Below are 26,748 nucleotides of genomic sequence, written 5' to 3' on the forward strand. Positions count from 1 at the left end.
ATATTTTCGGGTGGGAAAATATTGGAGTTTTTGTTCGAAATTGCCATCATGCTATGGTCGATTCTCAGTTGTTGAATTGCGTGGTCGAGTCAAAAGCTTGCGCAGAAGATTTATTTTGTGGAGGTTGGGTTTCCGAAAAGACGAAGTGCGTGTTGCTAGTCAATTGAATATGTGACCGGTGTTGGTATGACGGTCGCTCCTAGGGCGTGCAGAAGCGAAGCGCAAATACCCTGAACAGGTGTTTTTGTGCTTTGTTCTGCCGATTATGTGCGAAGGATGTGGCATGTGACGGGGTCCGACATGGTCCAGTTCAGTACCTTGGTAATTGTTTCACTGCTTGTTGCTTTTTATGGTGGAACTTTTCTGATTTCTCTTCGTATTGGTAAGAAGCAGGAAAATGCCGACGGTTTTATGACCGCCGGAAACAAGTTAGGATTTGGTGTTTCGGCCGCGAGTATGACGGCCACCTGGATTTGGGCGTCGTCGATGTACGCATCCGCCACTTCTGGTTACACCTATGGAATCTCCGGCCCCATTCACTACGGTTTATGGGGCGCGTTGATGATTCTCTTCATTTATCCGTTTGGCCAGCGAATTCGCAAAGTAGCGCCGAAAGCCCACACGCTGGCTGAGGTCATGTACGCGCGGCACGGACGCTCGAGTCAGCTGATGCTCGCGGGCTCCAATATCGTCGGCAGTCTCATCAGTTTGATGTCGAACTTCCTCGCCGGTGGTCTGCTGATCGCATTGCTTTCGCCGTTCAACTTCATCCAGGGTGTGTTCATCGTTGCGCTGGGCGTTTTGCTGTACACGCTGTGGTCGGGGTTCCGTGCTTCGGTGTTGACCGACTTCGTTCAGTTGATCGGAATGCTCGGTGCGGTAGCGGTTTTAGTGCCGTTCATCTTCTTTGCAGCCGGATTCCCCGCTGCTTTCGAGTCGGGCGCAGGCAACCTCACCGCAGAGCAGGGCAACTTCTTCTCGAGCGTTGCCTTCTTCGAACAGGGCGCGCCGTACATCGCGGCAGTTCTTGCCTACGCAATCGGCAACCAGACCATTGCCCAACGTCTGTTCGCGGTCCGCGAAGACCTGATCAAGCCAACCTTCATCACCGCAACCGTGGGATATGGCGCCACTGTCATCGGCGTGGGAATGCTGGGTGTTCTCTCTCTATACCTCGGAATCGAGCCGATGGATGGTGACGTCAACAACCTGATTCCGCAGATGGCCGCGTCCTACCTGCCCGGAATTTTGCTGGCTGTCTTCTTTGTCATGATCATCGGCGCGCTGTCATCGACGGCAGACTCGGACCTTGCTGCGCTCTCGTCCATCGTGATGACCGACGTTTACGGCCAAGCCGTCGCAGGTAAGGCTAATGCGAACCCTCGACGGATGCTGCTCATCGGCCGAGTAACGATGATTGTTGCCACGGCGGCGGCTATCTCCTTGGCAAGTCTGCAATTGAGCATTCTGGATCTGTTGGTGTTCGTCGGCGCGCTGTGGGGCGCGCTGGTGTTCCCGGTTATCGCGAGCTTCTATTGGGGAAAGGTCACCAACAAGGCCTTCACTGTGTCGGTGCTGGTGGCTCTTGCTGCCTTCTTGCCCGTCCGATTCAGTTGGGTGCCGATGGATGGGATGTTCGGGATTCTCTCCGACATCGTTGCCGTTGTCGGCATCGGAGTGGTGCTGGGGCTCATGGTATTTGGATTCTTCGGTCTGAAGATTGCGCAGATCGTCGGTGGCCTGGCGATCGTGCTGTCCGCGCCGTTCGCAATCGGCTTCCTCCACGACTACCCAACGCTCAGCGGATCTTTGGTGGCCTATGCCGTCAGTACCGTCGTGTGCTTTGCGATGTCCGTCAATCAGCGTGAGACGTTCGATTTCGAACTGATCAAGCAGCGGACGGGAGACTTCGACGATGACGAGCTTCCTGCCGTGGGAGCGTCCGGAAAGTAACCGTCGAGACAAGTGGAAGGAATACGAATGAGTACAGCTCTACTGACCATTTACGTTCTGATCTGGCCGGCGTTGGTGCTGGTTGTCTTGGGAGTCATCAGCAAAGGATTCTTCAAAGATTGGGCAACTGCTCGCCGCAACGGTGAGGATCTGGTCTAACTTTTCACGCCGCCACCGACGGACTTCTTGTCGGTGGCGGCGGTCATATTGCAATCGGGACTAGGGGCAGCGTTATAGTTGCCCAGTGCAACACGACGGAGCAATGGCGCTCACCGGTCCACCAGCCGTTCATGACGAGCTGGTGCACCTGACGCGGCAGTTGATGACGGGGGATCGGCATTCCGATGACCACCCGTCGATCGCCCAGCATTCGTTCCTCTCCTTCATCGGCCGCAATGACGGATGCAAGGCCACGGAGATCTCCGAAGTCTTCGGCGTCAACCGCTCGACCATCTCGCGCCAAGTGCGCGGGTGCATCGAGGCAGGCTGGGTATATGCCGATCCGGGATCCGTTCGTCAGGGCAATCCGCTGCACCTCACGGAGGCTGGCCGCAAATACCTCGACGCCGCCGACGCGCGTCGGCTCGACCAAGTCGCCGGCAGGCTGCACGATTGGACCGAGTCCGAGGTCGCAGACTTCGCCCGCGCACTCCACCGCTTCAGAATCAGCATCGAATCGCAGACCAACGGAGATGACACCCTGTGAGTGAGTACAGCGCCAAAGCCCAGTTCACCATCTCCGACAATGAGTCTGTGGTGCACACCGTCTTCACTCACGCCGAGCGCACGCCCGAACTGACGGTGTTCTCCCGCCCCCAGGGAGAGGGTTGGGTAGACGTCACAGCCAAGGAGTTCGCCGAGCAGGTCACCGGCGTCGCAAACGGTCTCATTGCAGCCGGGGTGCAGGCAGGCGACCGCGTCGCACTCCTCTCCGCGACCCGATACGAGTGGACGCTCTTCGACTTCGCCATCTGGGCTGCCGGCGCCGCTACCGTTCCGATCTACGACTCGTCGTCTCAGGGGCAGGTCAGCTGGATCCTCGAAGACTCCGAGGCCGTCATCGCGATCGTCGAAACCGGCGCGCACGAGCAGCTGTTCCAGGACGCGCCAAGCTCTCTCAAGGCCGTCATGCAGATCGACGACGGAGCAGTCGAAAAGCTGACCGCACAGGGCGCCGACGTTGACGATACCGAGCTGAAGAAGCGACTCGCGGGCATCAAGGCCGACGATCTGGCGTCACTCGTCTACACCTCCGGCACCACAGGTCGTCCCAAGGGATGCATCCTCACGCATCGCAACTTCCTGTCCGAGGTGCGCGGGATTCTCACGGCATCGATCGGCAAGGTGGCGGTTCCGGGAAACCGAGTCCTGACCTTCCTGCCGCTCGCTCACGTACTGGCCCGCGCGGTGTCCCTTGCGACGTTCGAAGCTGGTGCGTCGCAGGCGCACTGGTCCGAGTTTGCCACCATTACAACTCAATTCGAGCGGTACAAGCCCAACACCATCCTCGGTGTTCCGCGTGTATTCGAAAAAGTTCGTGACGGCGCAGCACGCAAGGCGGAGTCCGGTGGAAAGATCCCAGGCGCGATCTTCGCCTTCGCCGAAGCCACCGCCAAGGAGTACAGCCAAGCTCTCGGCAAGGGCGGTCCCTCGCTGATCTTGAAGGCGAAGCACGCAGTGGCAGACAAACTCGTGTATTCGAAGCTTCGTGAGGCTCTCGGCGGCGAGTGCTGGTTCGCGATCTCCGGCGGCGGCGCCCTCACTCCTGAACTGGGGCACTTCTTCCGTGGGCTCGGAGTTCCGATCTACGAGGGCTATGGCCTCACCGAAACCACAGCAGCGCACTGCGTCAACGTCCCGGGTGCTCAGAAGATCGGAACCGTCGGACAGCCGATGGGCGGCAACGGGGTACGCATCGCCGAGGATGGCGAGATCGAACTCAACGGCGGGGTTGTCTTCAAGGGCTACTGGAAGAACGACAAGGCCACCGAAGAGACATTCGTCAACGGCTGGATGCGAACCGGTGATCTCGGTGAACTTGACAGCGACGGTTACCTTTCCATCACCGGACGTAAGAAGGATCTTCTGGTGACGGCGGGTGGCAAGAACGTCTCGCCCGGCCCGATGGAAGACCGTATCCGTTCGCATTCCATCGTCTCGCAGGCAGTCGTCGTCGGCGACGGGAAGACCTACATCACGGCGTTGCTGACCGTCGACCCCGAGGTGTTCGAGAAGTGGAAGGCGGAGAACGGCAAGCCTTCTGGTGCTACCGTCGCCGAACTACGTGACGACAAGGACCTTCGAGCGGAGCTGCAGAAGGCCGTCGACGACGCCAATGCTGCTGTCTCGCATGCAGAGTCGATCAAGAAGTTCGTCATTCTCGATCGTGATCTGACCGAGGAAGACGGTGAGATGACAGCGACGCTCAAAATCAAGCGCAATGTCGTCGTCGATCGGTTCTCGAAGGAGATCGAAGGAATGTACGCGAAGAGCTAGGCGCGTTTGGGGAATTGCTCGCGGTAAGCCATCACGTCATCGAGGCGGAACCTGCGGTGGGTACCTCGTAGTTCGATCGGGAGTTTCCCGGCGTCGGCGAGTTTGCGTACATACGTGTCCGAAACGCCGAGGATCTCTGCAGCCTGCGAGGTGGTGAGGAGCTCTGCGACGGGCCCGAGGGCGACGCTGTCTCCGGCAGCGAGGTAGGTCAGGAGTTGGACGACGGCGTCGCCGACCGACGGAGGAATCTCGATGCTCACGCCGTTGAACACCAGCGTGGTCGTGTCTGTCGAGGTTGCGGCTCTCTGGGCCAGAGCTGTCTTGATTCGCTCGGCAGCGTCGCCGTCGACTGCGGAAACGATGTGGTCGATGCTCACGCGGTGTATCTCCGATCGAAGGCAGTGTTTCGCAAGCATAGACAGCGACAGTGTCCGTCGGCACGCTGGATAGCGCCGTGTGCGTTGCATTACATGAGTGCCACGGGTGGAGGATGATTTACCCACGTAGATCGGAATTCGAAGGTTTTGGCGCCCAAAGATATTCGACTCGACGCATATTTAACCCACCAAATTTGGTGTACCCGCAAGTAACATCCTGAGCGTGGCTAGACGATCGGTAACGGTGAGATTCGACGTAGAGGAACTGAGGGCCCTAGAGACCCTCCAAGAGCTCACGGGCGCGGACATTTCCAGCGTCATTCGTGAAGCTGTGATCGAGCATGCGCGTCGATGTGTTTCGCAGGGAAAGCCCCGCGACATCGCCGAGCGGCGCAAATCGCTGACCTTGCAGGAAGCCTTCGCCAAGTATTCCGCGTTGTGCACCGACGAGGAGCGGGAAGCGTCGTAGCGACCGGTTGAGTTCACAGTGATTCTGACTGTGGCGCTGGGTAGTTCGTTCGAGGAGTATTGCGGCAACAGAAGTGTTGCGTAGACCTCTGACAGGAGCTGGCCAGTGACGGACGTCCTCGAACTCTCCACTGATGTATTGGTGATCGGTGGTGGCCCCGCCGGCGCGTGGGCAGCGTTGCGCGCGGCGAAGGCCGGTGCAGACGTCGTCCTGGTCGACAAGGGCTACTGCGGAACGAGCGGCGCAACGGCCCCCTCCGGAACGGGTGTTTGGTACGTCGAACCGGATGCGACTGCACGTGAGCTGGCAAAGGCCGGACGCGAGGCGCTAGGCGGATATCTGGCCGATCACCATTGGATGGACCGCGTCCTCGCGCAGACCTACTCCAACATGGATCTCCTCGCGGTGGAGGGCAGATATCCCTTCCCCGTCGACCCCAGCACGGGCAAGCAGATCCGCACCGGCTTGCAGGGGCCTGAGTACATGCGACGGATGCGCACCTGGATTCGTCGAGCCGGTGTGCGGATCCTCGATCATTCGCCGGCGTTGGAGCTGTTGGTGGACGGCGAAGGACGAGTTCGCGGAGCTGCGGGCTACCAACGCCACGAACACCAGGACTACCGCGTCTCGGCAGGCGCGGTAGTGGTCGCCAGCGGAGGTTGTGCGTTTCTCTCCGGTGCGTTGGGTACCAACGTCGATACCGGCGACGGTGCATTGATGGCAGCGGAAGTCGGGGCCGAGTTCTCCGGCATGGAGTTCTCGAACGCGTACGGAATCGCAGCGGCCGGATCGACGATCACCAAGACGGCGTACTACGCGTACGCGACGTTCTTCCACGCTAACGGAAGAGTGCTCGAAGGAGCCGGTTCGGCGAAGGGGAGGTCCGTCATCGCTAGCACGTTGCGGAACGAGCCCGTCTTCGCGCAGATCGATCGGGCCGACGCCGAGGTGCAGCGTCGAATGAGACTGGGGCAACCCAACTTCTTCCTGCAATTCGATCGCCGCGGAATCGATCCGTTCACCGACAAATTCGAGGTCAGCATGCTCGCTGAAGGCACGGTGCGCGGCACTGGGGGAATCAACGTCGTCGACGACGATTGCGCGTCATCCGTTCCAGGACTGTTTGCCGCCGGGGACGCTGCGACCCGAGAGCGAATCTGCGGAGGTTTTACCGGCGGGGGAAGTCACAACGCCGCGTGGGCGATGTCCTCTGGTTCATGGGCGGGAACCGGTGCTGCGCGCTATGCGCTGTCGCTCGGACGTGGGTCTGCCAGTGGTCTTCGCGGAGCCGGAACCGTTGGATTGCGTAATCCGGCACGAACCGGGTTTACTGCCGACGATGTGGTGAAAGCTGCTCAGGCACAGCTGATTCCCTTCGACAAAAACTACCTCCGCAGCGGTGATCGAGTATCCACAGCGCTCGGCGAGCTCGAATCGCTGTGGGGTGCAGTGAGTGCGGATCTCGGTGCCGATCCTGCAGGGCGCATGGCAGCGAGGCAAGCAGCCGCGATCACGGCTGTCGGTCGGTGGATGTATCACTCGACGTTGGCGCGGACCGAGACTCGGGGAATGAGCAAGCGGGACGATTTTCCCGAACTCGATGTGACGCAGCACCATCACGTTCTTACCAGCGGTTTGGATTCGGTGTGGACCCGGACTTCTGAATCTGTCGGGCCTGCACTGGTGGCGTCATGATCGAGCTGGTGTCAGCGCCGGCATGCATCGGCTGCGACAAGTGCGTAGACGTTTGTCCTACAGATGTTTTCGACCGGACGGCGTCGGGTGTCCCGGTGATTTCGCGCCAATCGGATTGCCAGACCTGCTTCATGTGTGAGGCATATTGCCCGACGGATGCGCTATACGTGCATCCGCAATCCACACCGCTGGAAACGGCCGATGTGATCGAGGACGATCACATCGGCCGCTATCGAGAGAAGCTGGGATGGGGCAAGGGGCGGGCACCTGGGTCGCTGACTGCGGTGGGTCCCGAGGTGCCCCGTCCGGTCACGACCTGACGAGAATCTTGACCGCAGTGTCGTTGTGCTCGATCAGAGTGGTGAATCCTTCGGAGATCAATTCTTCGAGCTGAATACGACCGGTGATGAAAGGCGCCAGATCGACGACACCGTCCTGGACCATCTTGATGACCGCTTCATGGTCACGTACGTACGCGATGGTTCCGCGTAGATCGATTTCCTTGAGGACCAGCTTCTGCATGTCGATGGTCGCGGGCTTGCCCCAAATCGACACGTTGACAACAACTCCGGCGGGCCTGACCGTGTCGAGCATGGTGTCGAGTACTGCGTTGACGCCTGCACACTCGAAACCGATGTCTGCGCCGATGCCTCCGCTGAGTTCGAGGACACGCGCCTTGACGTCTTCGGTGGTGGGATCGATGACGTAGTCGGCCACGCCGCTGGAGAGGGCTTTGGCCTTGCGGGCTTCGCTGAGTTCGGTGACGATCGTCGTAACACCCAGCCCTTTGAGAACTGCCGCAACGAGGAGTCCGATCGGTCCGGCGCCGCCCACGATGGCGACGTTGCCGCTTTCGGCTCCACTGCGCACGACTGCGTGATGGGCGACGCTCAACGGTTCGATGAGAGCTGCCTCGTCGAGCGGGATGTTGCCGATCTTGTGGATCCAGCGACGGTCGACGACGACCTTCTCGCTGAGTCCGCCACCGCCGCCGGCCAAGCCGATGAACCCCATCTTCGTACACAGGTGGTAGTTGCCCGCCTTGCACGGGGCGCACTCGTTGCAGACGAAGTACGGCTCGACGACAACATTTTCACCGACCTCGACGTCCGTCACACCTTCGCCGACCTCTTCGACGGTGCCGGAGAACTCGTGGCCCATCGTGACCGGCGCATTCTCGTGTGAGAGTGGATGCGGGTGTCCGGGTGCGGAGATGAAGATCGGTCCCTCGAGGTACTCGTGGAGATCGGTGCCGCAGATTCCGCACCATGCGACCTTCAGCTTGACTGTTCCTGGCCGCAATTCGGGCTCAGGGATCTCTTCGATCCGGATGTCTTTCTGCCCGTGGAACCGTGCTGCCTTCATTGATCCGCACCTCACTTCGTTGTGAATCCCCTGGTAGATCGACGTTAGGCCGATTGTCGGCGTGGGTGAAGGGTTGCAACGGAATGCAATGGGGTGGAACCGATCGGTCCTGGGGAGCGTCCAATACTGTGAGCGGGCTGCGAACGAGGGGGTGTGCTGTGGGAGTGAGGGGTGCAGTGGTCTTGGTCGCGGCCGCGCTGTTGGTTGGGGGTTGTTCCTCGACTATCGAGGGGAATGCAGTTCGCCCAGATGGAGCAGATGGGCTCTTCGACCCATGTTCGGCAATTCCGGACGAAGTGATCTCAGGTCTCGGCGCAGACGTCGCGAGTGAAGAGACCGGAATCCTCGGCGTCCGTCAGGGGGAATTTGAGATATGCACCTGGATGTTGGATTGGTATCAGCTCGGAGTGTGGTCGACATTCCACACGCTCGACGATGTTCGTCGAAATCCCAACGACACAGATATTCGGGATGCGCCAGCTGTCGGGGCGGGAGCAATAACATTTCGCGAGCGCAGAGATGTGGACGGGAATCTGTGCATGGTCGCGATACCCGTTCAGCAGGGTGCGATATTCGTTCGGATTGATGCTCTCTTTGGTGAGACTCACAAGGAAGAACTATGCGAATTGGCGACTCGTCAAGCAGTTGTGCTTCGTCCGCACTTACCGAACTGAAACTGGCATTGAATCGACGACCGAGGAGGTTCGATGAGTGACATTGGCGATGTGTTTTTCCTTGACGCTGGAATCGCTGCCCGTCTGCATGATGCGTGTGACGTGCTGCATGCGGAACTGCAAGCGATGATTGTCAAAGCGATCGAGTTGGGGACGATCGACGCCTTCGGCACGCTCGTGTCTGGACAAGCGCTCCAGACCAAATTCGAGCAGAAGGCTGTGGGTGGGCCGGACGCCCTACTCGACGTACTTAAAAGCCACGTCGAAGCTGTCAAGTCGATGCAAGCTCAGTTTCAAGCCTGCATCGACAACGCATTGGATCAGGAGTCGTCGAACGTCTCGACTTTGAGGTCGATCGACCAACCGAACTGAGTCAGTGGATGTGTTGCTGCCAATCGGCTGGGACACGACCCTTAGGTCCCGGCGTCGGCTGATCTACGGGATGTGAAGTGGGCGCCGCCAATTCGGGTCCGTCGTACGCCTCGTTGGTTTCGAAGCTCCAGAACCAATCCTCGCCGGGTTCGTAGCTCTGCATGAACGGATGCTTTGTCGAGGCCGCATGCTTGCTCGCGTGCTGTGACGGTGAGGAGTCGCAACACCCCACGTGACCGCATTGCGCGCATCGACGCAGGTGCACCCACCAACCGCCGCTCGCATCGCAGTCGACGCATCCCGCGCCACTGGGCGGCACGCTCGGATCGATCCCCGCTGGAAGTCCGTCGGTCATGGTCCACCCTCTCACTGACTGAAGTCGGTCATTTCATCGTGCGCTTTGCCTACCGGCCGTGCAAGGGCGACTAGTCGTCGCGCGTATCCCGCGGTGGGCCCGCGATTGGCAACAAAACTCTGAACCGGGTGTTACCGGGCTCAGACGTGACCCGCAGCTCACCACGATGCTTGCCGACCACAATTCGCCACGAAATATCAAGGCCGAGACCGGTTCCCTCACCAACTGGCTTTGTCGTGAAGAACGGCTCGAAGATCCTGTCGATGACGTCATCGGGAATCCCGGCACCGGTGTCGCAGATCTCGATGCACACGCGGTCACCGTCTCGGGTTGTCCGAACGGTGAGAGTTCCCGATCCGTCCATGGCAGAGACCGCATTGTCGATGAGGTTGGTCCACACCTGATTGAGTTCGGCGGCGTAGGCGTCGATCGGTGGCAGCGTGAGGTCGTATTCCTTGACGACTTCGATTCCGCTTCCGATCTTTTGCCCCAACATGATCAACGTGCTGTCGAGCAGTTCGTGGACATCGATGGTCTGGAAGGGAGCGCGGTCCATCTGTGAATACTGTTTGGCCGCACCGACGAGCGTCGAGATTCTCGTTGTGGAGTCTGCGATCTCGTTCATCAGGAGTTCGGATTCGATGGTGTAATTCAACCAGCGAATTGCACCTTCGAGTACGGACTCATCCACTGCTGCAGCAACATTCTCGAGCCAAGCGGTGTCGAGACCAGCCTGCACGAAGGTCGGAGCCAGATCCCAACCCTCTCGAATCGAATGATCCTCGAACCATTCACCCAACGAATCCTCTCGATCCGAGGCTTCGAGGGGAGTGAGCGTCGGCGCCTTGGCGACAACCTCTGCAACTTCCTCTTGAAGCCGCATGAGAGTGACGAGTGCATCGCGGTCGTAGGTGCCTGACGCGACCATTCCCAGCTTGTGACGCATACCTGCAACACGCTCGCGCAACGACGCCGTCGCTCGAACCGCTGCGGCTGCAGGGTTGTTGAGCTCGTGAGTCAATCCCGCCGACAGTGATCCAAGCGCCAGCAGTCGTTCGCGTTGGTCGATGATCTGCTGGGTGTTTTTCTTGCCGAAGAAAACACCTTCGAGTAGATGAACCGCCATCGGAAACCACTCGCGCATCGCATTGCCGAATTTGTCGGCGTCCAGGACGAAAAACGTCGAAGGAGTCGTCACCCGCATCGAACCGGCGTACACCTGCGGTACCCGATCGCCGAGATACGCCGTCCATCCTCCCGAGTAGACGCCGCGCTGGGTGGTCCTGTTGATCTCGATGTCTTCGCCGCCCGACAGCTTGGACAGCACGACCTCGCCCTCGATCAGGACGTAGAAGCAGGTGGCAGGCTCACCTTCGAGGTAGACCTGCCCTCGATCGATCTCGGTGATATGGCCTGCCTGGCAAAGCGATTCGAGCTGATCGTCGGTGAGCTTCTCGAACAGGAACAGGGTGCGAAGCAGGTCGGGGCTGCACTCAGGAATGGACATCGAATCTCCCTATTGTTGAGCGAGATAGCGGTGGACGAACATCACGGCCATCGCGCCCTCTCCGACGGCCGACGCGACGCGTTTGGCCGATTCGGCGTGTACGTCCCCGGCGACAAATACTCCGGGGACACTGGTTTCGAGATGATGTGGCGCACGGTCAAGAGGCCACCCGTCCGGTGTGACACCTTCGGACGGAAGGTCCGGGCCGGCAAGGACGAAGCCATTTCCGTCGCGGACCACCACGTCGCCGAGCCAGTCGGTCAGGGGAGCGGCACCGATGAAGATGAACAACCACTGAGCATCGACGGTGTCTTCCTCTCCGGTAGCTCTGTTACGCAGCGTGATTCGTTCAAGGTGATCGTCACCCTCGGCTCCGATCACCTCAGTGCACGTGCGCACGGTGATCTTTGGATTCTTCTCGATCTGCTGAATCAGGTAGTACGACATCGATGCTTCGAGCGAGTTGCCGCGAATGAGAATGGTGACTGACCTAGCTCCGCGGGAGAGGTAGACCGCAGCTTGGCCTGCCGAATTGGCGCCGCCGACTATGTACACATCCTGCTCGCTGCACCGAGCGGCTTCGGTGACGGCCGATCCGTAGTAAACCCCTCGGCCGGTGTAGGTATCGAGCCCCGGTGCCGAAAGTTGGCGATAGGAAACACCGGTCGCCAAGATAACCGAATGGGCGTCGACCGACGAACCGTCGTCGAAACGCACTGTGCGGGCCGAGCCGTTGATTTCCAAACCGGTGACGTCGCGAGCGGTGATGACTTCGGCGCCGAACTTGGTTGCCTGGCGCCTCGCCCGATCGGCCAACTGCGCGCCGGAGACTCCGTCGGGGAAGCCGAGGTAGTTCTCGATCCGCGAACTCTGGCCGGCCTGACCGCCGGTCGCTCGCCGTTCGATGAGAACCGTCCGAAGCCCCTCCGAAGCGCCGTACAGGGCGGCTCCCAGACCGGCGGGGCCGCCGCCGATGACAACGAGATCGTAAAAGTCTTCGGAGAGAGTGGTGCTCAGCCCGAGTTTGTCGGCGAGTTCGGCGTCGGTGGGCTCGACGAGGACATCTCCGTTGGATGCGATGACGACGGGAAGGCGCAGTTCGTCGGTGCCGGCGGCCGAGAGAAGTCGTTGACCTTCAGGCTCGTCCGACATGTACCAGCGATAGGCAAGTTGGTTGCGTGCCAGGAACTCTCGAACATCGGATGATCGCTCGGACCAACGATGGCCGATCACCTTGGTTTCCTCGGAGGGGTGATGGCTCGAGCTAGCCCAGGCATCGAGCAGCGCGTCGATGACGGGGTACAGCTTCTCTTCCGGCGGATCCCACGGCTTGAGAAGGTAGTGGTCGAGGTCGACGACGTTGATGGCGTCGATCGCAGCATCAGTATCGGCGTAGGCGGTCAGTAGAACGCGCCGAGCTACGGGGTACAGGTCCATTGCCTGTTCGAGGAACTCGATTCCACTCAAACCAGGCATGCGGTAATCGGCGACGATCACAGCGACTGCATCGCCGCGAAGTTTCATTTCACGCAAGGTTTCGAGAGCCTGGTCGCCGGACTCCGCGCGAATGATTCGGTACTTCTCGCCGTACCGTTTGCGAAGGTCTCGAACGACGGCACGCGAAACACCAGGATCGTCGTCGACGCTGAGGATCGCTGGTTTGGCCGGGGCTTTCGGTGCGCTCACTCGGTGCCTTCCCGAAGTCGTGGTCAACCTCTCCAGTATGCGACTGCTGAGCTGAGCGTCAATCGCTGGAGATGCGCTCTGAGTGAACCGGCGATCGTGACCTGGGAATTTCAAGATTGCGGGAACCGATGGGGTCTCTGATGCATCCAATAGAGTGGGTCCACATCAACAGGGGGTGCCATGCGGGGGTCGGTGGGGGTTGGGCGACTGCTCATGGCTGGGATGTTGGTGTGGGCTGCGGCAGGATGCAGCTCAGTCGTGGAGGGGGCGGCTGAGCCTGCATCCGGCCAAGAGGGTTTGTTCGATCCGTGCAAGGACATTCCGGACTCGGTGTTGGAGGAAGTGGGGCTTGATCCGGCGACCGAGGAAGTTGACATCGCGGGTGTTGCGCAACCCGGGTGGAAGATCTGCACCTGGTCAGGCTCGTGGTACTTCGCCGCGATGTACGCAAACGAGCACTCGACGGACGACATCCGGGCGAATCCGGACTATGCGCAGCTGCGCGATATCGAGGTTGGACAGCGCAAGGCTATCGAGTTCCGAAGGACGGCGGACTTGGATGACGGCGCGTGTTACGTCGCTGTGGATACAGGGCAAGGGTCGGTTTGGTTGAAGGTCTACCGCAAGGGAATTCGCCCGATCGAGGAGCCGACCTGTCAATTGGCATTTGGGTTCGCGGGGAGGTTCGAGGGTTTATGGCCGAATTGATCGACCGAGGCATCGGCAAGGACGGGGGAGCGACGTGACGAATCCAGAGATACTCCTTAGCAGCCGACCAGCGTTATCGCTGTTGTGGGACCTAGACGCTGGTGGACCTTCCTTTCAATTGGATCCGGAAGTCGCTCACGGGCTTATTGGTGCCTGTGACAGCTACCTGCTCGTGTTGGAGGGCGCGTTGGGGATGGTCGGCGGAGTGTCCGATGTGAAATGCATGGGATCTTTGACCTCCGCGGAAAACCTCGCTGGAAAATTCTCCAAGAAGGCCGTCGGTGGGGAGGACTCGTTGGAGAAGGCGCTGAAGAGCCACGTCCAGGTTGTCACCGAGATGCGGGACTATTTCCAGAAGTGTCTGGACAGTTACAGCGGTGTCGATACTTCCAACGCGGTCACGCTCGCGGGCCAGGATCTTCCGGGTTCGTGAGTTCTCGGATGAAGGCCAACAGGGTGGCGGCCGTACTGTTCGCGGGCGCACTGGCGGCGGGGTGCAGTGCATCGTTGCAAGGGGCGCCGCAACCTGCGTCCGGCCAAGAGGGATTGTTCGATCCCTGCAAGGACATTCCGGACTCGGTTCTGGAAGAAGTTGGGCTTGATCCGGCTACCGAGGAAGCTGGTGCGGCGGGCGTGGAGCAGCCAGGATGGAAAATCTGTGGGTGGAGCGGGTCCTGGTATTTCTTGACCGTGTATTCATCGTCGTACACCGTCGACGATGTTCGACGGAATCCTGATTTCCGAGGGTTCGAGGAACTTAATGTCGGTGGGCGGCGTGGTATCGAGTATCAGCGCGTCGACGACGAGGACAACAATGGTTGTTATCTTGCTTTCTCGGTCGAACACGGCTCAATCTGGTTCAACGTAGAACGAAAGCTGTCTGAGGTTCGGCAAGAGTCCAGTTGTGTTGTTGTGCAGCGTCTGTCGGTCAATCTTGAACCGACGCTACCGAAATGAGGTCTCGGTGAGCTGGTCTGATCGAAGCAATGGGTCTGACGACTCGCGGCTGGAAGTTGAGCCAGACATCGCACGTGATGTGGTTGCGGCATGCAATGGGTTTCTTGGCGAACTCGATCAGATGCGCAGAAATCTGTTCGTGATAGCGAATGTTTCTGGGATGGGAACGCTCCAATCTGGAATCAACCTGGCCGAGAAGTTCTCCAAGAAAGCTAAGGATGGTGAAGATTCGTTGGAGAAGTCGTTGACCAGCCACATCCAGGTGGTCACCGAGATGCGGGACTTCTTCCAGCAATGCGTCGACCGCTACGGCGAAGTCGACGACTCGAACGCCTCCGCACTGGCAAGCGTCGACACCCCTCGATAGACACAAAAAATCTCGCTGAGCCGATGGCATTCGACTCAGCGAGACTTGGGTAACGACTAGCTGGTGGGCAGGGCCTTCAACGACTTGACGGTGGCGTCGACCGCGCGCGCAGCCTCGGCGCCCTTCTTCACGAAATGCGTGCTGAAGTAGTCGACGTGCTCGGCGTGCTCGTGGAAGTGATGCGGCGTCAAAACCACCGAGAAGACCGGAACGTCGGTGTCGAGCTGCACGCGCATCAGACCGTCGATGACAGCCGTCGCCACGAAGTCATGCCGGTAGATACCGCCGTCGACGACCAGACCTGCGGCGACGATCGCCTGGTAGCGGCCGGTCTTGGCCAACCGTCGAGCATGCAGCGGGATCTCGAAAGCCCCCGGTACCTCGAAGAAATCAACCGTGTCCTTGGGGTAGCCGAGCTCGACGATCGCGTCGGTGAATCCGTCGCGTGCACGGTCGACGATGTTGCGATGCCACGTCGCCTGAATGAACGCGATGCGCTGTCCCTGGATCTCACTCATAACCATGAAACTAGCGCACCGGGAAGCATCGACGCGACCACCCGTCCTAGTCCTGCTGGCGGGGGAAGGCAGTCGAACGACCCCAGCCGGCGTCATTGGTGAGGTGCTCGAGGAGAGGCTGAATTCGATACGGAAGGGGATTGGTCAGAGCGATGGTCGTGGTCGAATGCGTGACGCCTGGAAGCGACACGATCTGCTCGGCCAACTTCTGCAATGCCGCGTGCGTCGACGTGGCAACCCGAACGAGCAGATCCTCGCGGCCGGTTGTGGCGTGAATTTCGATCACCTCGGGCAACTCGGTCAGACTGCGGGCCACTGCGCTGATCTTGCCCTGCTCGAGCTCCAGACCGACAAATGCCTGAATCGGGATACCGACCTCGGGGAGATTGAGATTCGGCCGAAACCCGGTGAGAAGTCCGTTGGATTCCATGCGCTTCATTCGCGACTGGACGGTGTTGCGGGCGACGCCCAACGAGTTGGCCAACTCGGCCACACTCATCCTCGAGTCCTTGCTGAGCAGTCCGAGCAACTGGACGTCGAGCTTGTCGATGCTGAGCACTTTGTGAACCTCTCCTCAGTGATATGAGTCACTGGATGATCGAATTGACTAGTTCAAGAGATTTGCATTGACCAAATCGTAACTCAGGCAGAGCATTGGTTCCACGAATTGCTCAGCGGGATTCTCTTTGGGTTATTTGTCCCTAATAGTACCCAATGGCCAATTCGTCCCAATATTTCGACTGCGCCCCGTTAATCCTTCGGAAAGGTCTATCCCACAATGACTCTCACCGCCGAGCCCGTGAACTCCGTTGTTTCCCATGACGACACTGCGGGCGTGTTCGATCGCGCCGACTACCTGCGCGATTACCCCCACGAGCAGGTGAGCTTCTTCCAGGATCCCGCGAGCGGCCTCAAGGCCATCGTCGCCATCCACTCCACGACGCTCGGCCCCGCGCTCGGCGGAACGCGCTTCTACCCGTACTCCGACGAATCCGCCGCAGTCACAGACGTTTTGCGCCTCTCGCGCGGCATGACCTACAAGGCTGCGGTTGCCGGCGTCGACCTCGGCGGCGGCAAGGCTGTCATCATCGGCGACCCCGCAACGGCCAAGACCGACGAATTGCTCGGCGCCTACGCAAAATTCGTCCAGACCCTCGGTGGCCGCTACATCACCGCTGGTGACGTCGGAACCAACTCCAACGATCTCGACATCATCGGTCGCAACACCGACTTCGTCGTCGGCCGCAATGCCACCGTCGGCGGTTCCGGCGACAGCGCGCCGATGACGGCCCTCGGCGTATTCCAGTCGATGCGCGCCGCAGCGCAGTCGCATTGGGGCACTCCGTCGCTCGCGGGCAAGACCGTTGGTGTCGAGGGCACAGGCAAGGTCGGCTACGAGCTGATCAAGCTCCTCCTCGCAGACGGCGCAACCGTTCTCGCGACCGACGTCAACGCCGCAGCGCTCGACCGTGTCAAGGCGGACTTCCCGCAGGTGAGCATCGTCGACAGCATCGTCGACGCCGATCTCGACGTTTACGCACCCTGCGCGATGGGCGCAACCCTCACAGACACGACCGCACGCTCGATCAAGGCCGAGGTTGTCTGCGGCGCTGCCAACAACCAGCTCACCGTCCCCGAGGTCGAGAACATCCTCCGTGACCGCGGCATCACCTGGACCCCTGACTACGTGGCGAACGGCGGCGGCCTCATCCAGGTCGCCGGCGAGCTGAAGGGCAACTCGGCCGAAGAGGTCAAGCTCAAGGTCGAGAAGATCTTCGACACGGTCACCGAGATCTTCGCGAAGTCGAAGAAGGACGGAATCCTCGCCGGCGAGGCTGCTGACGCGGTCGCCGAGGCTCGGATCGCCGAGGCAGCTCGCGTCGCCAAGGGCTGACATCCCTCTCACAGTCATGTAGCGCGGCCGGTCCCGACTAGTGTGGACACCAGACAAGCAGATTTTGCAGATCTGGACCACTTCAGCCGGTAGACCGGCCGCCATGCGTCGGACGCCGGAAGGGCTTACATGACTGAACAATTCGCTGTGTGGACCGAGAACGACGCCGAACAATCGGCCCGTTGGGGTTCGACGAGCAACGCCCCGGCGCCCAAGCGCATCGTCGTCGCCGACGACACGATGAAGGCCGACGACGCCTATCGCTTGGCGTGCGAAGGCACGGCGCTGCTGTGGCGCGGAGACTTTCAGAACGCTCGCCAACTGACGAAGGCCGTCGCGTCGCGCATCGACCGCAAGCCGCGCCGAGCCTCCGACGATCCGGCCAAAGCCTTCCATCTCCACCGGCAGACCCAAGGGCGTCGTGCGCAGATTCTCGGCATGCTGCTCATTCCCTTGGATGCAGATTTGTCGATTCCACTTCGGCGCTCCCCGGACGCGCAACTGGCGTTGACCGAAGCCTTCGGGATTACCGGTGAGCCGTCGGTTCGCTCGTTGCGTGACATCCTCGGCGCGATCGGCGCTCACGAGTGGCACCGCAAAGGTGTTTTCATCGAGGCTCTCGACGAGCGCATCCATCCCGCCTTCGGAGTGTTCTCACCCGTCCGCGGCGAGTATGTCGATCTGGTCGCGTCTGCACCACTGCCGTCGATGGAATCGGCTTTCGACATCGGCACCGGCACCGGCGTTCTTGCCGCCGTACTGGCGCAGCGCGGCGTCAAGACAGTGACAGCCACCGACCAGGACCCCCGGGCACTGCAATGCGCCCGTAGCAACCTCTCGCGGCTTGGCTACGGCGATCAGGTGAATGTGGTGGAAGCAGACCTCTTTCCCGAAGGCACCGCTCCGTTGGTGGTCTGCAATCCTCCCTGGATTCCGGCCAAGGCCACCTCGCCCATCGAATACGCCGTCTACGACCCCGCTGGAGCGATGCTGAAGGGCTTCCTGACTGGTGTCGCAGCGCATCTGGACGACGGGGGAGAAGCGTGGCTGATCCTCTCGGACATTGCCGAACATCTCGGTCTCCGAACGCGATCCGAACTGCACGACCTGATCGCGGCCGGTGGACTCACCGTTGTCGACCGCATGGACGTCAAGCCGACGCACGCAAAGGTCAGTGACCGAACCGATGCGCTTCACGCAGCCCGGGCAAGAGAGACGACCTCGCTCTGGCGGCTTCGCCGTCGCTGAATTCATTCTCAGTCAAAGGTATTTCCTTGCCATGAAATGGTAATGAACGAGTAACAAATCGGGTCTAGCTTTCTTCGCAGTCGCACATCGTCACGCACTCCGGAGGAAACTCGATGGAAAACACTCTTGCCCGCAACGCAGCCGAAGACCTGACGAAAGGACTTGGCCGACGCGGATTCATGAGGGCAGTCGCTGCCCTCGGCGCGGGCGTAGGAGTTGCCGGTGTGGCTTCGGGGTGCGCGCACTCGAACGCATCGCCGGCTGGATCATCCTCCTCTGCACTGCCATTCGCCGATGGTGTTCCGATACTGCAACCGGGCCGCGGAAATGTCAGCGGCGATCACTATCTGAGTTCGGATCCGTCGGACGTCATGTGGGGCTATGTGCCCAACATTCATACCCGCGAAGTGATGCGGATGAAGTCGGGCCAGACCGTCACCATCGACGCCCTCTCGCACGAGGGAATTCTCGAGGATCAAGGTCGCAATCCCCTCGAATACTTCGGCAGTAAAGGCGTTTCCGAGCAAGACGTGCTCGAGGACGCGATTGCCGTTGCGGCCGAATACAACCGAACCGAACGAAACTTCGACAAGGACGGCCCGCACGTCGTCACCGGACCCGTCTTCGTCGAGGGCGCACAGCCCGGGGACGTACTCAAGATCGAGACCCTCGAGGCCATTCCCCGCGTGCCGTACGGTGTTGTGTCGAGCAGACACGGCAAGGGCGCTCTCGCCGTCACGGCAGATGGAACCGCTCCGGCGGGAATCACTCTGGACGAAGTCATGCCGCCGGTCGCCACGGACGGGCGGGCGACAAAGGATCCGTTGAAGTACGGCGGTGTTTCCACTTTCACAGCGATCGAAGACGGCAAAGGCGTGATGCCCTTCGGAAAGTCGAAGGTGCGGTTTCCCTTGCGTCCGTTCATGGGAATGATGGGAGTTGCCTACTCCACGGACGCCGATCCGACATCCCCGTCGTCGAACTCCATTCCTCCGACGCTGGGCGGCGGGAACATCGACATCAGGCATCTCGGCGTCGGATCAACCTTTTACCTGCCGGTCTTTGCCGAAGGCGCCCTGTTCTACGTCGGTGACCCACACATGGCCATGGGCGATGGTGAGGCAGCGCTGACGGCGATGGAAGGTTCGCTGCGCGGCACGTTCCGACTGAGCGTGTGCAAGAAGGATTCCGGCGACGCCCCGTCGGTGGCATTCGGATACCCGTTCGCAGAGACCGAGGAGGCTTGGATTCCGATCGGCCTGTCCGACCCCAACGGTTCGGTCGACGGGCAGAACAGTGACCTCAACGGTGCCATGCGGCGCGCGGTGGTCAACGCGCTCGACTTCCTCGAGCATGATCGCGGAATGGATCGAGCGACGGCCTACGCCTATCTTTCTGCCGCAGCGGATTTCACGGTCTCACAGGTAGTCGATCGAACCGTGGGCGTCCACGGCCAGATCTTCAAATCCCACTTCGAATAGTGAGAAGGGCGATCCGTCGTCTCAGGACGGATCGTCGAAGAGGCTCTGCTGCAAGGGATCGGCGAACAGGCCCATCTGCTCAGGTTGCGGCTTCGCCGGTGTTTCGGTTCGAGAATTGGGCAGGACTACCAGTCGCAAAGCCCCGCGCAGGCGGTCGACCATGAGTTCCCACCCACCGACCTGATCCTCGTAGCCCGCAGCCTCTTCGGCGTCCCCGCGACTGTGGGCGTCGACGGCCTGACTACGCAGCTGAATCTGCCATTCGTTACTGATGTGGAGGAGCTGAAGAATCAGATCGCGATCGCGACCGCAGACATCCGCCACCGCATCGAGATCCTCGGCCACATCCAGATCGAGGTGCAGTAGGGTCTCGAGTTCGGGAGGCAGGTCCTCGGCCGTCAGATCGGGCTGTAGCGAGGAAGAATCACCGTTCTTGTTCGCGAAGAAGAGGTCTCCGCCGACACGTGCGGCGAATTCGTCGTCCACGGTGCGCAGGAAGGACGTCAAGGCCGCGCACGTATCCGTCAGTTGCTTCGGAACGAATGGTGAACCCGCTACCTCGAGGAACACCGACAAACGGTCGTCGATCAAGACGAACTTGATGCGTGACCATTTGCGGTTGAGATCGGCGATGACCTCGGCTGCGCGGGTGCGGTTGCTGATGTCCTGAACGAGCGGCGAGAACAACTGCACGTCCATGGACTCGGACAGCGGACCCACGAACATGACGGTCGAGCCGACACGAATTGGTATGTCCCCGTCGCTGTCCCGCTCGGGAAGAGTGCCGAGCATAGGAATCAATGCGAGAGTGACCAACTCCTTGAGATGGTCGATATCGGTGGGCATGTACGCCGCGGTGGGGTCGAGTGTCGGAAGTTCTGTCGACTCGACAACCGACGGATCGAAATCCGGAGTCTGCTCGTTGCCGGTGAGATCGCTGGCGAGGAAGGCCGGGTGCTGCACACCGAATACGTCACGGAAGGCGGCGACTGTCATCGCTGCGAGCTGATCGGCCCAGTTCTGTGCCTTGTCGACGCAGAAGGCGGGGGAGTTGTTCGGATCCTCGAGATTCTCGGACGGTGGGTTCCATCCCAGTGCGATCAACTTTTGTTCATCGGCGTCTTCGAGTCGATAGCGCGGATGAAGGAAGTCGTTGGAAGGAACCTCGCAGCGGACTGTGTTCTTGTCCCACACGAGGAACTGAACGCATGGCGCTGCGCCGTCAGCTGGATCGAAGTCGCCGGTGGACGATTCCACGGCAAGCACGTCGCCGTCGACCATGATGGAAATGTGATCGCCGAGGCGACGTTGAAATTCTGCCCATGCCCGGTCGACACTGACATCGAGATCGAAGCCCATTGCGCTCATCAGCCACCTCCTTCCGCAAAAGCTCAGACCTATACGGTAACGCGAGGCTCCGACAATGCTGCTGTCCTTTTCCGGTCGACCGGATTGCAGCGGGTCACAGGCCGTGCGGACGAGGAAGGTCGCCGCAGGTAGACCGCGTATTCGGGATCGGCGACTGAAGTGCTCCTGTAACCGCCGTCACGCCAGGTAATACGCGAGCGAATGAGCGAGAACTATCCGGCGAGAACGGGCGAGACTTCGACGACGGGCGGCGTGGACCCGGTCGTGACCACTGGGGTGGTGCTGGTCTTGGTAGTCGTGGCTGTCGCGGTCGGTGTTGTGGTCGCGGTGGCCGACGCGGAGGTCGTGGACGAGACCGGTGTTGTCGTGCTCGTTGCAGTAGTAGTCGAGGTGGCAGAACTCGTGCTTGTCGCGGTCACCACCAGCGGCTGATTGCGAGGAGCAGTCGTCTCGTCGGCGATTCGCCAGGTCGGCGTCGGCGGAATGACAACGGTAGGAACTGCCACCGAGCTGTAGAACGCGGCCGGTTCGATCCCGGCGACGGACTCCACGGAAACCGAGGAGACCAGAGCGGGAGGCTTCACCACAGGGCCGCCGGCACCGAATGCGCCGGCTGCTCCGCCGAAAACGAGGCCTGATGTCAGAGAGAGAGCGGCCACTGCGACAGCGCCGATCATGACTGTTCTGTCTTTCATGCACACCTGTCCTTCGGGAGCAGTACGGAAGTACTGTAGGCGAAAAGATGCCGCAATGGAGTATCAGGGCCTGCTGGGCGAGACACGAATCTGTGTGGCGTAGAACACAAAAGGCCCTGGGGGTCGACGCGAACGTCGGCACCCAGGGCCAGGTCAAGCAGTGAATCAGGCGGGGATCGTCAGTACCTGACCGGCGTTGATGAGATCCGGGTTCGGGATGCCGTTTGCATCCGCGATGCGCTGGTACTGGTTGCCGTCACCGTAGAAGCGCTCTGCGATCGCCCACAGGGTGTCGCCGCTTTCGACGGTGTAGCTCTGCGCTGCCGGAGCGGCGGGCGCAGGCTCGGGCTCCGGTGCCGGAGCGGGCTCGGGGGCAGCCTCGGCGGCCGGCGCCTCGATTGCGGTGTCCGAAGACCACAAAGCGTTTCCACCGGCGGACAGAACGACGTTGCGATCGTCCTGAACCGAGAGGGAGGCACCGTCGTTGCCTGCGGTCTGCGATGCCCACACGGCGTCGGAGTCCTTGTAGATGACGAAGTTTCCGTCAGCCTGCACCTCGGCGCGGTTGGCGCCGGATCCGTTGGTGCCTGCGGCCCAAACAGCCTGTCCACCCTCGGACAGGACCAGGTTGCCGTCGTCCTGCAAGCTGAGGGTGTACGCGCCGTTGTCGGACTTGAGTTCCTGGCCGACTCCGAGGCTCTGACCTGACTGCAGTGTGCTCACGCTGTCCCTTTCCAAATCTGTTGCGATGACTGTGCCTCCACGATTCCGCTTTACCGTCCAGTTACCTTCTGGCCGTTGGTCTCGTAGGCGACCGAGTGTACGTTACCGAAGAGTACAGAGAATTGTGCAGCGTTGACGGACTGCGTGTCGAGCGTTCGGATCTTGCTGATATTAAGGCGTTTTGGGCGAAAGTGCCGCGACATCCTACGCGAAGTTGCACCGTCGCGATGCACTTTCTCTTGAACGGCAGGTGAAATCGGCGCGCTCTCAGCGCATTTTCAGTAACCGCTAGGGGCGTAGCGACTTGCGCGTCTCGTCGTGGAGAACGGCAAGCAGTTCACGCTCGACGTCGGCGAACTCGGGCGTGGTGATCATGTCCAGCTCGCGTGGCCTCGGCAAGGGAACGTCGACGACGCACCTGACCGTGGCCGGACGCGCAGACAGAACGACCACGCGGTCGGACAGATAGATCGCTTCACGAATATCGTGGGTGATCATCAGTACGGTCCACCGGTACTGCTGCCACACGTCTTGCAGCCAGGCCTGCATCTCGGTGCGGGTCAACGAGTCCAGTGCGCCGAACGGCTCGTCGAGCAGCAGGACAGGTTTGCCCTGAACAACGGTGCGCAGCATCGCCGCTCGCTGGCGCATACCGCCCGAGAGCTGCGACGGCCGAGCGTCCTCGAATCCGGACAGGCCGAATGCCGGGAACAACTCACGAGCCCGCTCGCGTGCTTCCTTCTTGGCGACTCCCTGCACTTCCAAACCGAGGGCCGTGTTGTCCAAGACCGAGCGCCAGGGAAACAGCAGATCCTTCTGCGGCATGTACGCGGTGTGTACCTCGGCGGCTGCTTCGGATTCTGGTGCGCGCGTGCCCACACGGACCGAACCGGAGGTGGGAGATTCGAGCCCGGCAAGGACGTTGAAGATTGTGCTCTTGCCGCAACCGCTAGGCCCGATCACTGACACGAATTCGCCGGATTCGGCGGAGAATGACACCGAATCGAGCACGAGACGCGATTCTCCGGCAGTGTCGAACCTCTTGGTCAGGTCCTGGATTTCGACCATGGGGTCAGTCATGTTCGTGACCTTTCGTTCATCGCCCATGGTGCAACGATGCGCTCCACAGCGAACGTCAGCAAGTACAGCGTGACGCTGATCAATGCCGTCACCAGTACGGCCGCCAAGACCAGGTCGGTGCGGAAGGAGTTCTTCTGGGTGCTCATGTAGATGCCCAAACCGGAAGTAGCGCCGACGTATTCGGAGAACACGGCACCCACCACCGCGTAGGTGATGCCGATACGTAGGGCAGTGAAGAATCGCGGAATCGCCGAAGGTAGGCGGACGTAGCGGAACTCCTGCCAGCGAGTGCTGCCCATGCTGCGCAGGAGAGCACCCGCCTCCCGGTCGGCCGCGGCAAATCCCTCGATGAGTCCGATTGTCATCGGGAAGAACGTCGCAAGGGCGATCACCAACACCTTCGGCAACAGCCCGAAGCCGAACCAGATGATCATCAGTGGCGCGATGGCAATGATCGGCAACGTCTGCGAGACGACGAAGAGCGGCACCAGGGCCCGTGACAACCACGGTGAAAAGTCCACGACCACAGCAAGAATCCAGGCCAACACCAATGAAACAGTGAAGCCGACCAACGTGACCTGCAATGTCGACCAGGCGTGGCCGGAGATGATCTCGCGGTTGTCCCACCCCTGGGACAGAACGCGCCCCGGAGACGGAAGTACTTGCGGCCGAATCCCACTGATCTCGACGTTGATCTGCCACGCCGCCACGAGGAGCACCACCACGGCGAGCGCGGGAAGCGCCCGCCGCATGGTCGAGACCAACCGTCCGCTCACGTCAGGACGCGTCGAGATACTCATTGGTGAAGTACTCCGAGAAGTCCGGCTTCTGGGTCAACGGCTTCCCGTCGGGTCCGGCGAGCAATCCGTTCTCGAAGAGGAATCCCGAATAACCCGACCAGGTTTCGAGATTCTGGGCGCCCACGACGCCGTTGGCGTCTTTCATGTAGTCGGCGGCGAGCATCCGCTGACTCTCACGCACGAGGTCTTCGTCGGTGAAAGCTCCGGGGTTCGCGTCGATGAGATCCTGCGCGGCCTGGTCCGGGTTGTCGGCAGCAGTCTGATATCCGCGTTGAACGGCTTTGACGAACTTGCGTGCCTCGTCGGGATGGTCCTTCAACCACTGCTGGTTGCCGTTGATCACGATCGAATACGCATCGGGGAAGCCGTAATCGGTGTACTGGAAGTACCGCATCGGAGTTCCGTTTCGCTCCGCTTCGAGGCCTTCCCAAGCAAAGTAGGAGACGGTGAAGTCTGCCTGGCCCGAGTACACGGCTTCGTACGCGGAAGTTCCGAGCGTGACCGTCGTGAAGTTCCCGGTCCCGCCGTCGTTGCGGATGATCTGCTGCAGCGTTTCGACTTCGCCGGGATCACCGAACCCGGCGTACGTCTTCCCGTCGAGATCACGTGGGCGCGTGATGTCCGCACGATCCGCCTTCACTCCGATGCCGGTGGCGCGGTGCTGAAGTGGCGCGATGACGGACGTAGTGGCGGCGCCGGCTGCACGGGCGAACGTGGCCTGACTCTGTGTGCTGATGCCGAACTCCGCATTGCCGGCATCGACCAGGGTGTCGGGAGAGGTGTTGTTGTAGGGCAGGATCGAGACATCCAGACCGGCGTCTTCGAAGTAGCCCTCTTGGAGTGCAACGTACAAACCGGTGTGGTTCGTGTTCGGTGTCCAGTCGAGTGCGAACCGAATGGTCCCGTCGGAAGAGCCGGTGTCGGCGGCGCATCCGGTCAGAACTGTGAATGCGGCTGCGATCGCGGCAGAGGTGGCGAGGGTGCGGCGTAGTGCCGCAAACGACATCACGCCGCCGGCCAAGGCTGCTGGTGGAGTGCGGAATCCCAGAACATAAGCTCGTAGCGACTGGCGATGCGGAACGCTTCACTCATCGCCTCACGCTCTGTCTCGGTGGCTGCCTCAGCGGCCGCGTCGACCAGTACGCGAGCCTGCGCCACAGACTCGTGAAATTCGGGTGCGTCGTAGGTTGTGACCCACTGCGCGTACGGGTGTGACGGATCGGCGTCGAGCACCTCGCGCGCTGAAGCGGCAAGATCGCGGCCGACCTCGGCGTAGATCCAGAAGCAGGGGAGTACCGCCGCTGCGGAGACCGGGTAAGGCGCGGTTGCTGCAGTCGCCGTCAGATACGAGACGTATCCCAGGCAGGCCTGCGAATGCTCCAGTTTTCCCGATCCCGCGGGAAGAATTCCACCGGTGAGCAGTCCGTCGTGAAGCGCAGATTCCACTGTCGCTGCCGTGGACGCGGAATTGGACCAGAAGCCCGCGGACTGCGGATCCGGTGCGTGCGCCGCGACCAGGGACAACGCTTTCGAATATCCCTCGAGATAGAGCTTGTCCTGCTCGATGTAGGTGCGGAACGCGTCGAGAGGCAGTGTTCCGTCGCCGAGGCGTCGGAGGAACTCGAGCGAGTCGATCGACTCGCGGAGTGCCTTCGTCTCGGCCCAGAGTCGATCGGTGAACCGATCCGTCGACGGCGCTGTGGCCACCGAGTTTTCGGCAGAATTGTATGCAGGCTGCGTAGTAGCCATGACATCCCTTCGTCAGCATTACCTGATCAGGTTCCCGGGTGTGTTCTCAGCCCCGCCCATGCGGAGCACCCCGTGTCAGAACTAGGCGACCTTAACACCGAGCCTCTCCTTCGTCGGCGCCTACCTGGCAGTTGAGTAATCGGCGCACACCGGCCTTAAGTTGGTACGTTTGGTCTTGTTTGCCACACGCGCGGGTCGGGAGGGGATTCAG

General features: G+C 60.7%; 30 protein-coding genes and 1 riboswitch. Of the genes, 16 read left to right on the forward strand and 14 right to left on the reverse strand.

The window, feature by feature from the left end; translation table 11 throughout:
• The first annotated feature begins 300 nt into the window (after positions 1 to 300).
• The 4 genes from ACFQ6Y_RS28765 (at position 301) to ACFQ6Y_RS28780 (ending at position 4,449) form a co-directional block, all read left to right on the forward strand.
• Positions 301 to 1,953 carry a sodium:solute symporter family protein gene (locus ACFQ6Y_RS28765; RefSeq protein ID WP_378640233.1) on the forward strand — a complete coding sequence of 551 codons (1,653 nt, stop codon included), beginning with the start codon at positions 301 to 303 and terminating at the stop codon, positions 1,951 to 1,953.
• A 27-nt stretch (positions 1,954 to 1,980) separates the two neighbouring features.
• Complete coding sequence (locus ACFQ6Y_RS28770; RefSeq protein ID WP_003941363.1) at positions 1,981 to 2,112, forward strand: putative transporter small subunit; 132 nt, start codon at positions 1,981 to 1,983, stop codon at positions 2,110 to 2,112.
• 85 nt (positions 2,113 to 2,197) lie between these two features.
• Positions 2,198 to 2,659, forward strand: coding sequence for a MarR family winged helix-turn-helix transcriptional regulator (locus ACFQ6Y_RS28775; RefSeq protein WP_003941330.1), 462 nt, complete (start codon positions 2,198 to 2,200; stop codon positions 2,657 to 2,659).
• Entirely contained in the window at positions 2,656 to 4,449 is a 1,794-nt protein-coding gene (locus tag ACFQ6Y_RS28780) for an AMP-dependent synthetase/ligase (RefSeq protein WP_378640093.1), read from the forward strand. Before ACFQ6Y_RS28775 ends, ACFQ6Y_RS28780 begins: the two co-directional genes overlap by 4 nt.
• Here the strand turns inward: ACFQ6Y_RS28780 and ACFQ6Y_RS28785 are convergent.
• Entirely contained in the window at positions 4,446 to 4,826 is a 381-nt protein-coding gene (locus ACFQ6Y_RS28785; RefSeq protein WP_378640096.1) for a helix-turn-helix domain-containing protein, read from the reverse strand. The genes ACFQ6Y_RS28780 and ACFQ6Y_RS28785 overlap by 4 nt on opposite strands.
• 244 nt (positions 4,827 to 5,070) lie before the next feature.
• On the opposite strand from ACFQ6Y_RS28785, the gene ACFQ6Y_RS28790 reads away from it, so the two are divergent.
• The 3 genes from ACFQ6Y_RS28790 (at position 5,071) to ACFQ6Y_RS28800 (ending at position 7,310) form a co-directional block, all read left to right on the forward strand.
• The gene (locus ACFQ6Y_RS28790) at positions 5,071 to 5,295 is read left to right on the forward strand and encodes a hypothetical protein (RefSeq protein ID WP_378640098.1); all 225 of its coding nucleotides are present in this window, start codon (positions 5,071 to 5,073) and stop codon (positions 5,293 to 5,295) included.
• Between the two features lie 105 nt (positions 5,296 to 5,400).
• Positions 5,401 to 6,990: an FAD-dependent oxidoreductase gene (locus ACFQ6Y_RS28795; RefSeq protein WP_378640101.1), complete on the forward strand. Its 1,590-nt coding sequence runs from the start codon at positions 5,401 to 5,403 to the stop codon at positions 6,988 to 6,990.
• Entirely contained in the window at positions 6,987 to 7,310 is a 324-nt protein-coding gene (locus ACFQ6Y_RS28800; protein WP_378640104.1) for a 4Fe-4S dicluster domain-containing protein, read from the forward strand. The genes ACFQ6Y_RS28795 and ACFQ6Y_RS28800 overlap by 4 nt, the downstream gene beginning before the upstream one ends.
• Here the strand turns inward: ACFQ6Y_RS28800 and ACFQ6Y_RS28805 are convergent.
• Positions 7,300 to 8,355, reverse strand: coding sequence for a 2,3-butanediol dehydrogenase (locus ACFQ6Y_RS28805; protein ID WP_003941279.1), 1,056 nt, complete (start codon positions 8,353 to 8,355; stop codon positions 7,300 to 7,302). The genes ACFQ6Y_RS28800 and ACFQ6Y_RS28805 overlap by 11 nt on opposite strands.
• Before the next feature lie 83 nt (positions 8,356 to 8,438).
• Between ACFQ6Y_RS28805 and ACFQ6Y_RS28810 the strand changes: the two genes are divergently transcribed.
• Together ACFQ6Y_RS28810 and ACFQ6Y_RS28815 are read left to right on the forward strand one after the other, a co-directional pair.
• Complete coding sequence (locus ACFQ6Y_RS28810) at positions 8,439 to 9,029, forward strand: DUF3558 family protein (RefSeq protein WP_378640235.1); 591 nt, start codon at positions 8,439 to 8,441, stop codon at positions 9,027 to 9,029.
• A 33-nt stretch (positions 9,030 to 9,062) separates the two neighbouring features.
• Complete coding sequence (locus ACFQ6Y_RS28815) at positions 9,063 to 9,401, forward strand: hypothetical protein (protein WP_378640107.1); 339 nt, start codon at positions 9,063 to 9,065, stop codon at positions 9,399 to 9,401.
• A gap of 1 nt (position 9,402) precedes the next feature.
• Here ACFQ6Y_RS28815 and ACFQ6Y_RS28820 read toward each other — a convergent pair whose 3' ends face one another.
• The 3 genes from ACFQ6Y_RS28820 to ACFQ6Y_RS28830 all read right to left on the reverse strand — a co-directional run bounded on the left by ACFQ6Y_RS28820 (position 9,403) and on the right by ACFQ6Y_RS28830 (position 12,949).
• Positions 9,403 to 9,756, reverse strand: a complete 354-nt coding sequence (locus tag ACFQ6Y_RS28820) for a UBP-type zinc finger domain-containing protein (protein ID WP_378640110.1) — start codon at positions 9,754 to 9,756, stop codon at positions 9,403 to 9,405.
• Between the two features lie 70 nt (positions 9,757 to 9,826).
• Positions 9,827 to 11,263: an ATP-binding protein gene (locus ACFQ6Y_RS28825; protein ID WP_378640113.1), complete on the reverse strand. Its 1,437-nt coding sequence runs from the start codon at positions 11,261 to 11,263 to the stop codon at positions 9,827 to 9,829.
• A gap of 9 nt (positions 11,264 to 11,272) precedes the next feature.
• A complete protein-coding gene (locus ACFQ6Y_RS28830) occupies positions 11,273 to 12,949 on the reverse strand; it encodes an FAD-dependent oxidoreductase (protein WP_378640115.1) in 1,677 nt (558 codons plus the stop codon).
• Positions 12,950 to 13,162: 213 nt separating this feature from the next.
• On the opposite strand from ACFQ6Y_RS28830, the gene ACFQ6Y_RS28835 reads away from it, so the two are divergent.
• The 4 genes from ACFQ6Y_RS28835 (at position 13,163) to ACFQ6Y_RS28850 (ending at position 14,981) form a co-directional block, all read left to right on the forward strand.
• The gene (locus ACFQ6Y_RS28835; RefSeq protein WP_166502978.1) at positions 13,163 to 13,657 is read left to right on the forward strand and encodes a DUF3558 domain-containing protein; all 495 of its coding nucleotides are present in this window, start codon (positions 13,163 to 13,165) and stop codon (positions 13,655 to 13,657) included.
• A gap of 223 nt (positions 13,658 to 13,880) precedes the next feature.
• Positions 13,881 to 14,090 carry a hypothetical protein gene (locus tag ACFQ6Y_RS28840; protein ID WP_378640118.1) on the forward strand — a complete coding sequence of 70 codons (210 nt, stop codon included), beginning with the start codon at positions 13,881 to 13,883 and terminating at the stop codon, positions 14,088 to 14,090.
• 23 nt (positions 14,091 to 14,113) lie between these two features.
• Complete coding sequence (locus ACFQ6Y_RS28845; protein WP_378640121.1) at positions 14,114 to 14,614, forward strand: DUF3558 domain-containing protein; 501 nt, start codon at positions 14,114 to 14,116, stop codon at positions 14,612 to 14,614.
• Positions 14,615 to 14,774: 160 nt separating this feature from the next.
• Positions 14,775 to 14,981 carry a hypothetical protein gene (locus ACFQ6Y_RS28850; protein WP_241896139.1) on the forward strand — a complete coding sequence of 69 codons (207 nt, stop codon included), beginning with the start codon at positions 14,775 to 14,777 and terminating at the stop codon, positions 14,979 to 14,981.
• A gap of 56 nt (positions 14,982 to 15,037) precedes the next feature.
• Here the strand turns inward: ACFQ6Y_RS28850 and ACFQ6Y_RS28855 are convergent, their stop codons facing one another.
• Together ACFQ6Y_RS28855 and ACFQ6Y_RS28860 are read right to left on the reverse strand one after the other, a co-directional pair.
• Positions 15,038 to 15,499 (reverse strand): 6,7-dimethyl-8-ribityllumazine synthase, encoded by a 462-nt coding sequence (locus tag ACFQ6Y_RS28855; protein WP_003941401.1) that lies wholly within the window; start codon positions 15,497 to 15,499, stop codon positions 15,038 to 15,040.
• Between the two features lie 46 nt (positions 15,500 to 15,545).
• Positions 15,546 to 16,058: an Lrp/AsnC family transcriptional regulator gene (locus ACFQ6Y_RS28860; RefSeq protein ID WP_003941343.1), complete on the reverse strand. Its 513-nt coding sequence runs from the start codon at positions 16,056 to 16,058 to the stop codon at positions 15,546 to 15,548.
• Positions 16,059 to 16,277: 219 nt separating this feature from the next.
• Here ACFQ6Y_RS28860 and ACFQ6Y_RS28865 point away from each other — a divergent pair, with 219 nt between their 5' ends.
• From ACFQ6Y_RS28865 to ACFQ6Y_RS28875, 3 genes are all read left to right on the forward strand, one after another.
• Positions 16,278 to 17,393 carry a Glu/Leu/Phe/Val dehydrogenase gene (locus ACFQ6Y_RS28865; protein ID WP_378640125.1) on the forward strand — a complete coding sequence of 372 codons (1,116 nt, stop codon included), beginning with the start codon at positions 16,278 to 16,280 and terminating at the stop codon, positions 17,391 to 17,393.
• A 129-nt stretch (positions 17,394 to 17,522) separates the two neighbouring features.
• Positions 17,523 to 18,641 (forward strand): methyltransferase, encoded by a 1,119-nt coding sequence (locus ACFQ6Y_RS28870; protein ID WP_378640127.1) that lies wholly within the window; start codon positions 17,523 to 17,525, stop codon positions 18,639 to 18,641.
• A 113-nt stretch (positions 18,642 to 18,754) separates the two neighbouring features.
• Positions 18,755 to 20,122 (forward strand): acetamidase/formamidase family protein, encoded by a 1,368-nt coding sequence (locus tag ACFQ6Y_RS28875; RefSeq protein WP_378640129.1) that lies wholly within the window; start codon positions 18,755 to 18,757, stop codon positions 20,120 to 20,122.
• Between the two features lie 21 nt (positions 20,123 to 20,143).
• On the opposite strand, the gene ACFQ6Y_RS28880 is transcribed toward ACFQ6Y_RS28875, so the two are convergent.
• From ACFQ6Y_RS28880 to ACFQ6Y_RS28910, 7 genes are all read right to left on the reverse strand, one after another.
• Positions 20,144 to 21,490, reverse strand: coding sequence for a hypothetical protein (locus ACFQ6Y_RS28880; protein ID WP_378640131.1), 1,347 nt, complete (start codon positions 21,488 to 21,490; stop codon positions 20,144 to 20,146).
• Positions 21,491 to 21,702: 212 nt separating this feature from the next.
• Positions 21,703 to 22,185 (reverse strand): hypothetical protein, encoded by a 483-nt coding sequence (locus tag ACFQ6Y_RS28885; RefSeq protein WP_378640133.1) that lies wholly within the window; start codon positions 22,183 to 22,185, stop codon positions 21,703 to 21,705.
• A 165-nt stretch (positions 22,186 to 22,350) separates the two neighbouring features.
• Positions 22,351 to 22,908, reverse strand: a complete 558-nt coding sequence (locus tag ACFQ6Y_RS28890; protein WP_378539397.1) for a LysM peptidoglycan-binding domain-containing protein — start codon at positions 22,906 to 22,908, stop codon at positions 22,351 to 22,353.
• A 288-nt stretch (positions 22,909 to 23,196) separates the two neighbouring features.
• Entirely contained in the window at positions 23,197 to 23,988 is a 792-nt protein-coding gene (locus ACFQ6Y_RS28895) for an ABC transporter ATP-binding protein (protein ID WP_378640135.1), read from the reverse strand.
• On the reverse strand, positions 23,985 to 24,788 hold the full coding sequence (locus ACFQ6Y_RS28900; RefSeq protein WP_378640137.1) for an ABC transporter permease: 804 nt from the start codon (positions 24,786 to 24,788) through the stop codon (positions 23,985 to 23,987). The genes ACFQ6Y_RS28895 and ACFQ6Y_RS28900 overlap by 4 nt, the downstream gene beginning before the upstream one ends.
• Positions 24,766 to 25,794, reverse strand: a complete 1,029-nt coding sequence (locus ACFQ6Y_RS28905) for an ABC transporter substrate-binding protein (RefSeq protein WP_378640138.1) — start codon at positions 25,792 to 25,794, stop codon at positions 24,766 to 24,768. The genes ACFQ6Y_RS28900 and ACFQ6Y_RS28905 overlap by 23 nt, the downstream gene beginning before the upstream one ends.
• Positions 25,794 to 26,537, reverse strand: coding sequence for a TenA family protein (locus ACFQ6Y_RS28910; RefSeq protein WP_378640140.1), 744 nt, complete (start codon positions 26,535 to 26,537; stop codon positions 25,794 to 25,796). Before ACFQ6Y_RS28910 ends, ACFQ6Y_RS28905 begins: the two co-directional genes overlap by 1 nt.
• Positions 26,525 to 26,620: riboswitch (TPP riboswitch) on the reverse strand. It overlaps the preceding gene by 13 nt.
• Positions 26,621 to 26,748: the final 128 nt, after the last annotated feature.

The organism is Rhodococcus sp. NPDC056516, from assembly GCF_042794655.1.
GTDB lineage: Bacteria > Actinomycetota > Actinomycetes > Mycobacteriales > Mycobacteriaceae > Rhodococcus_F.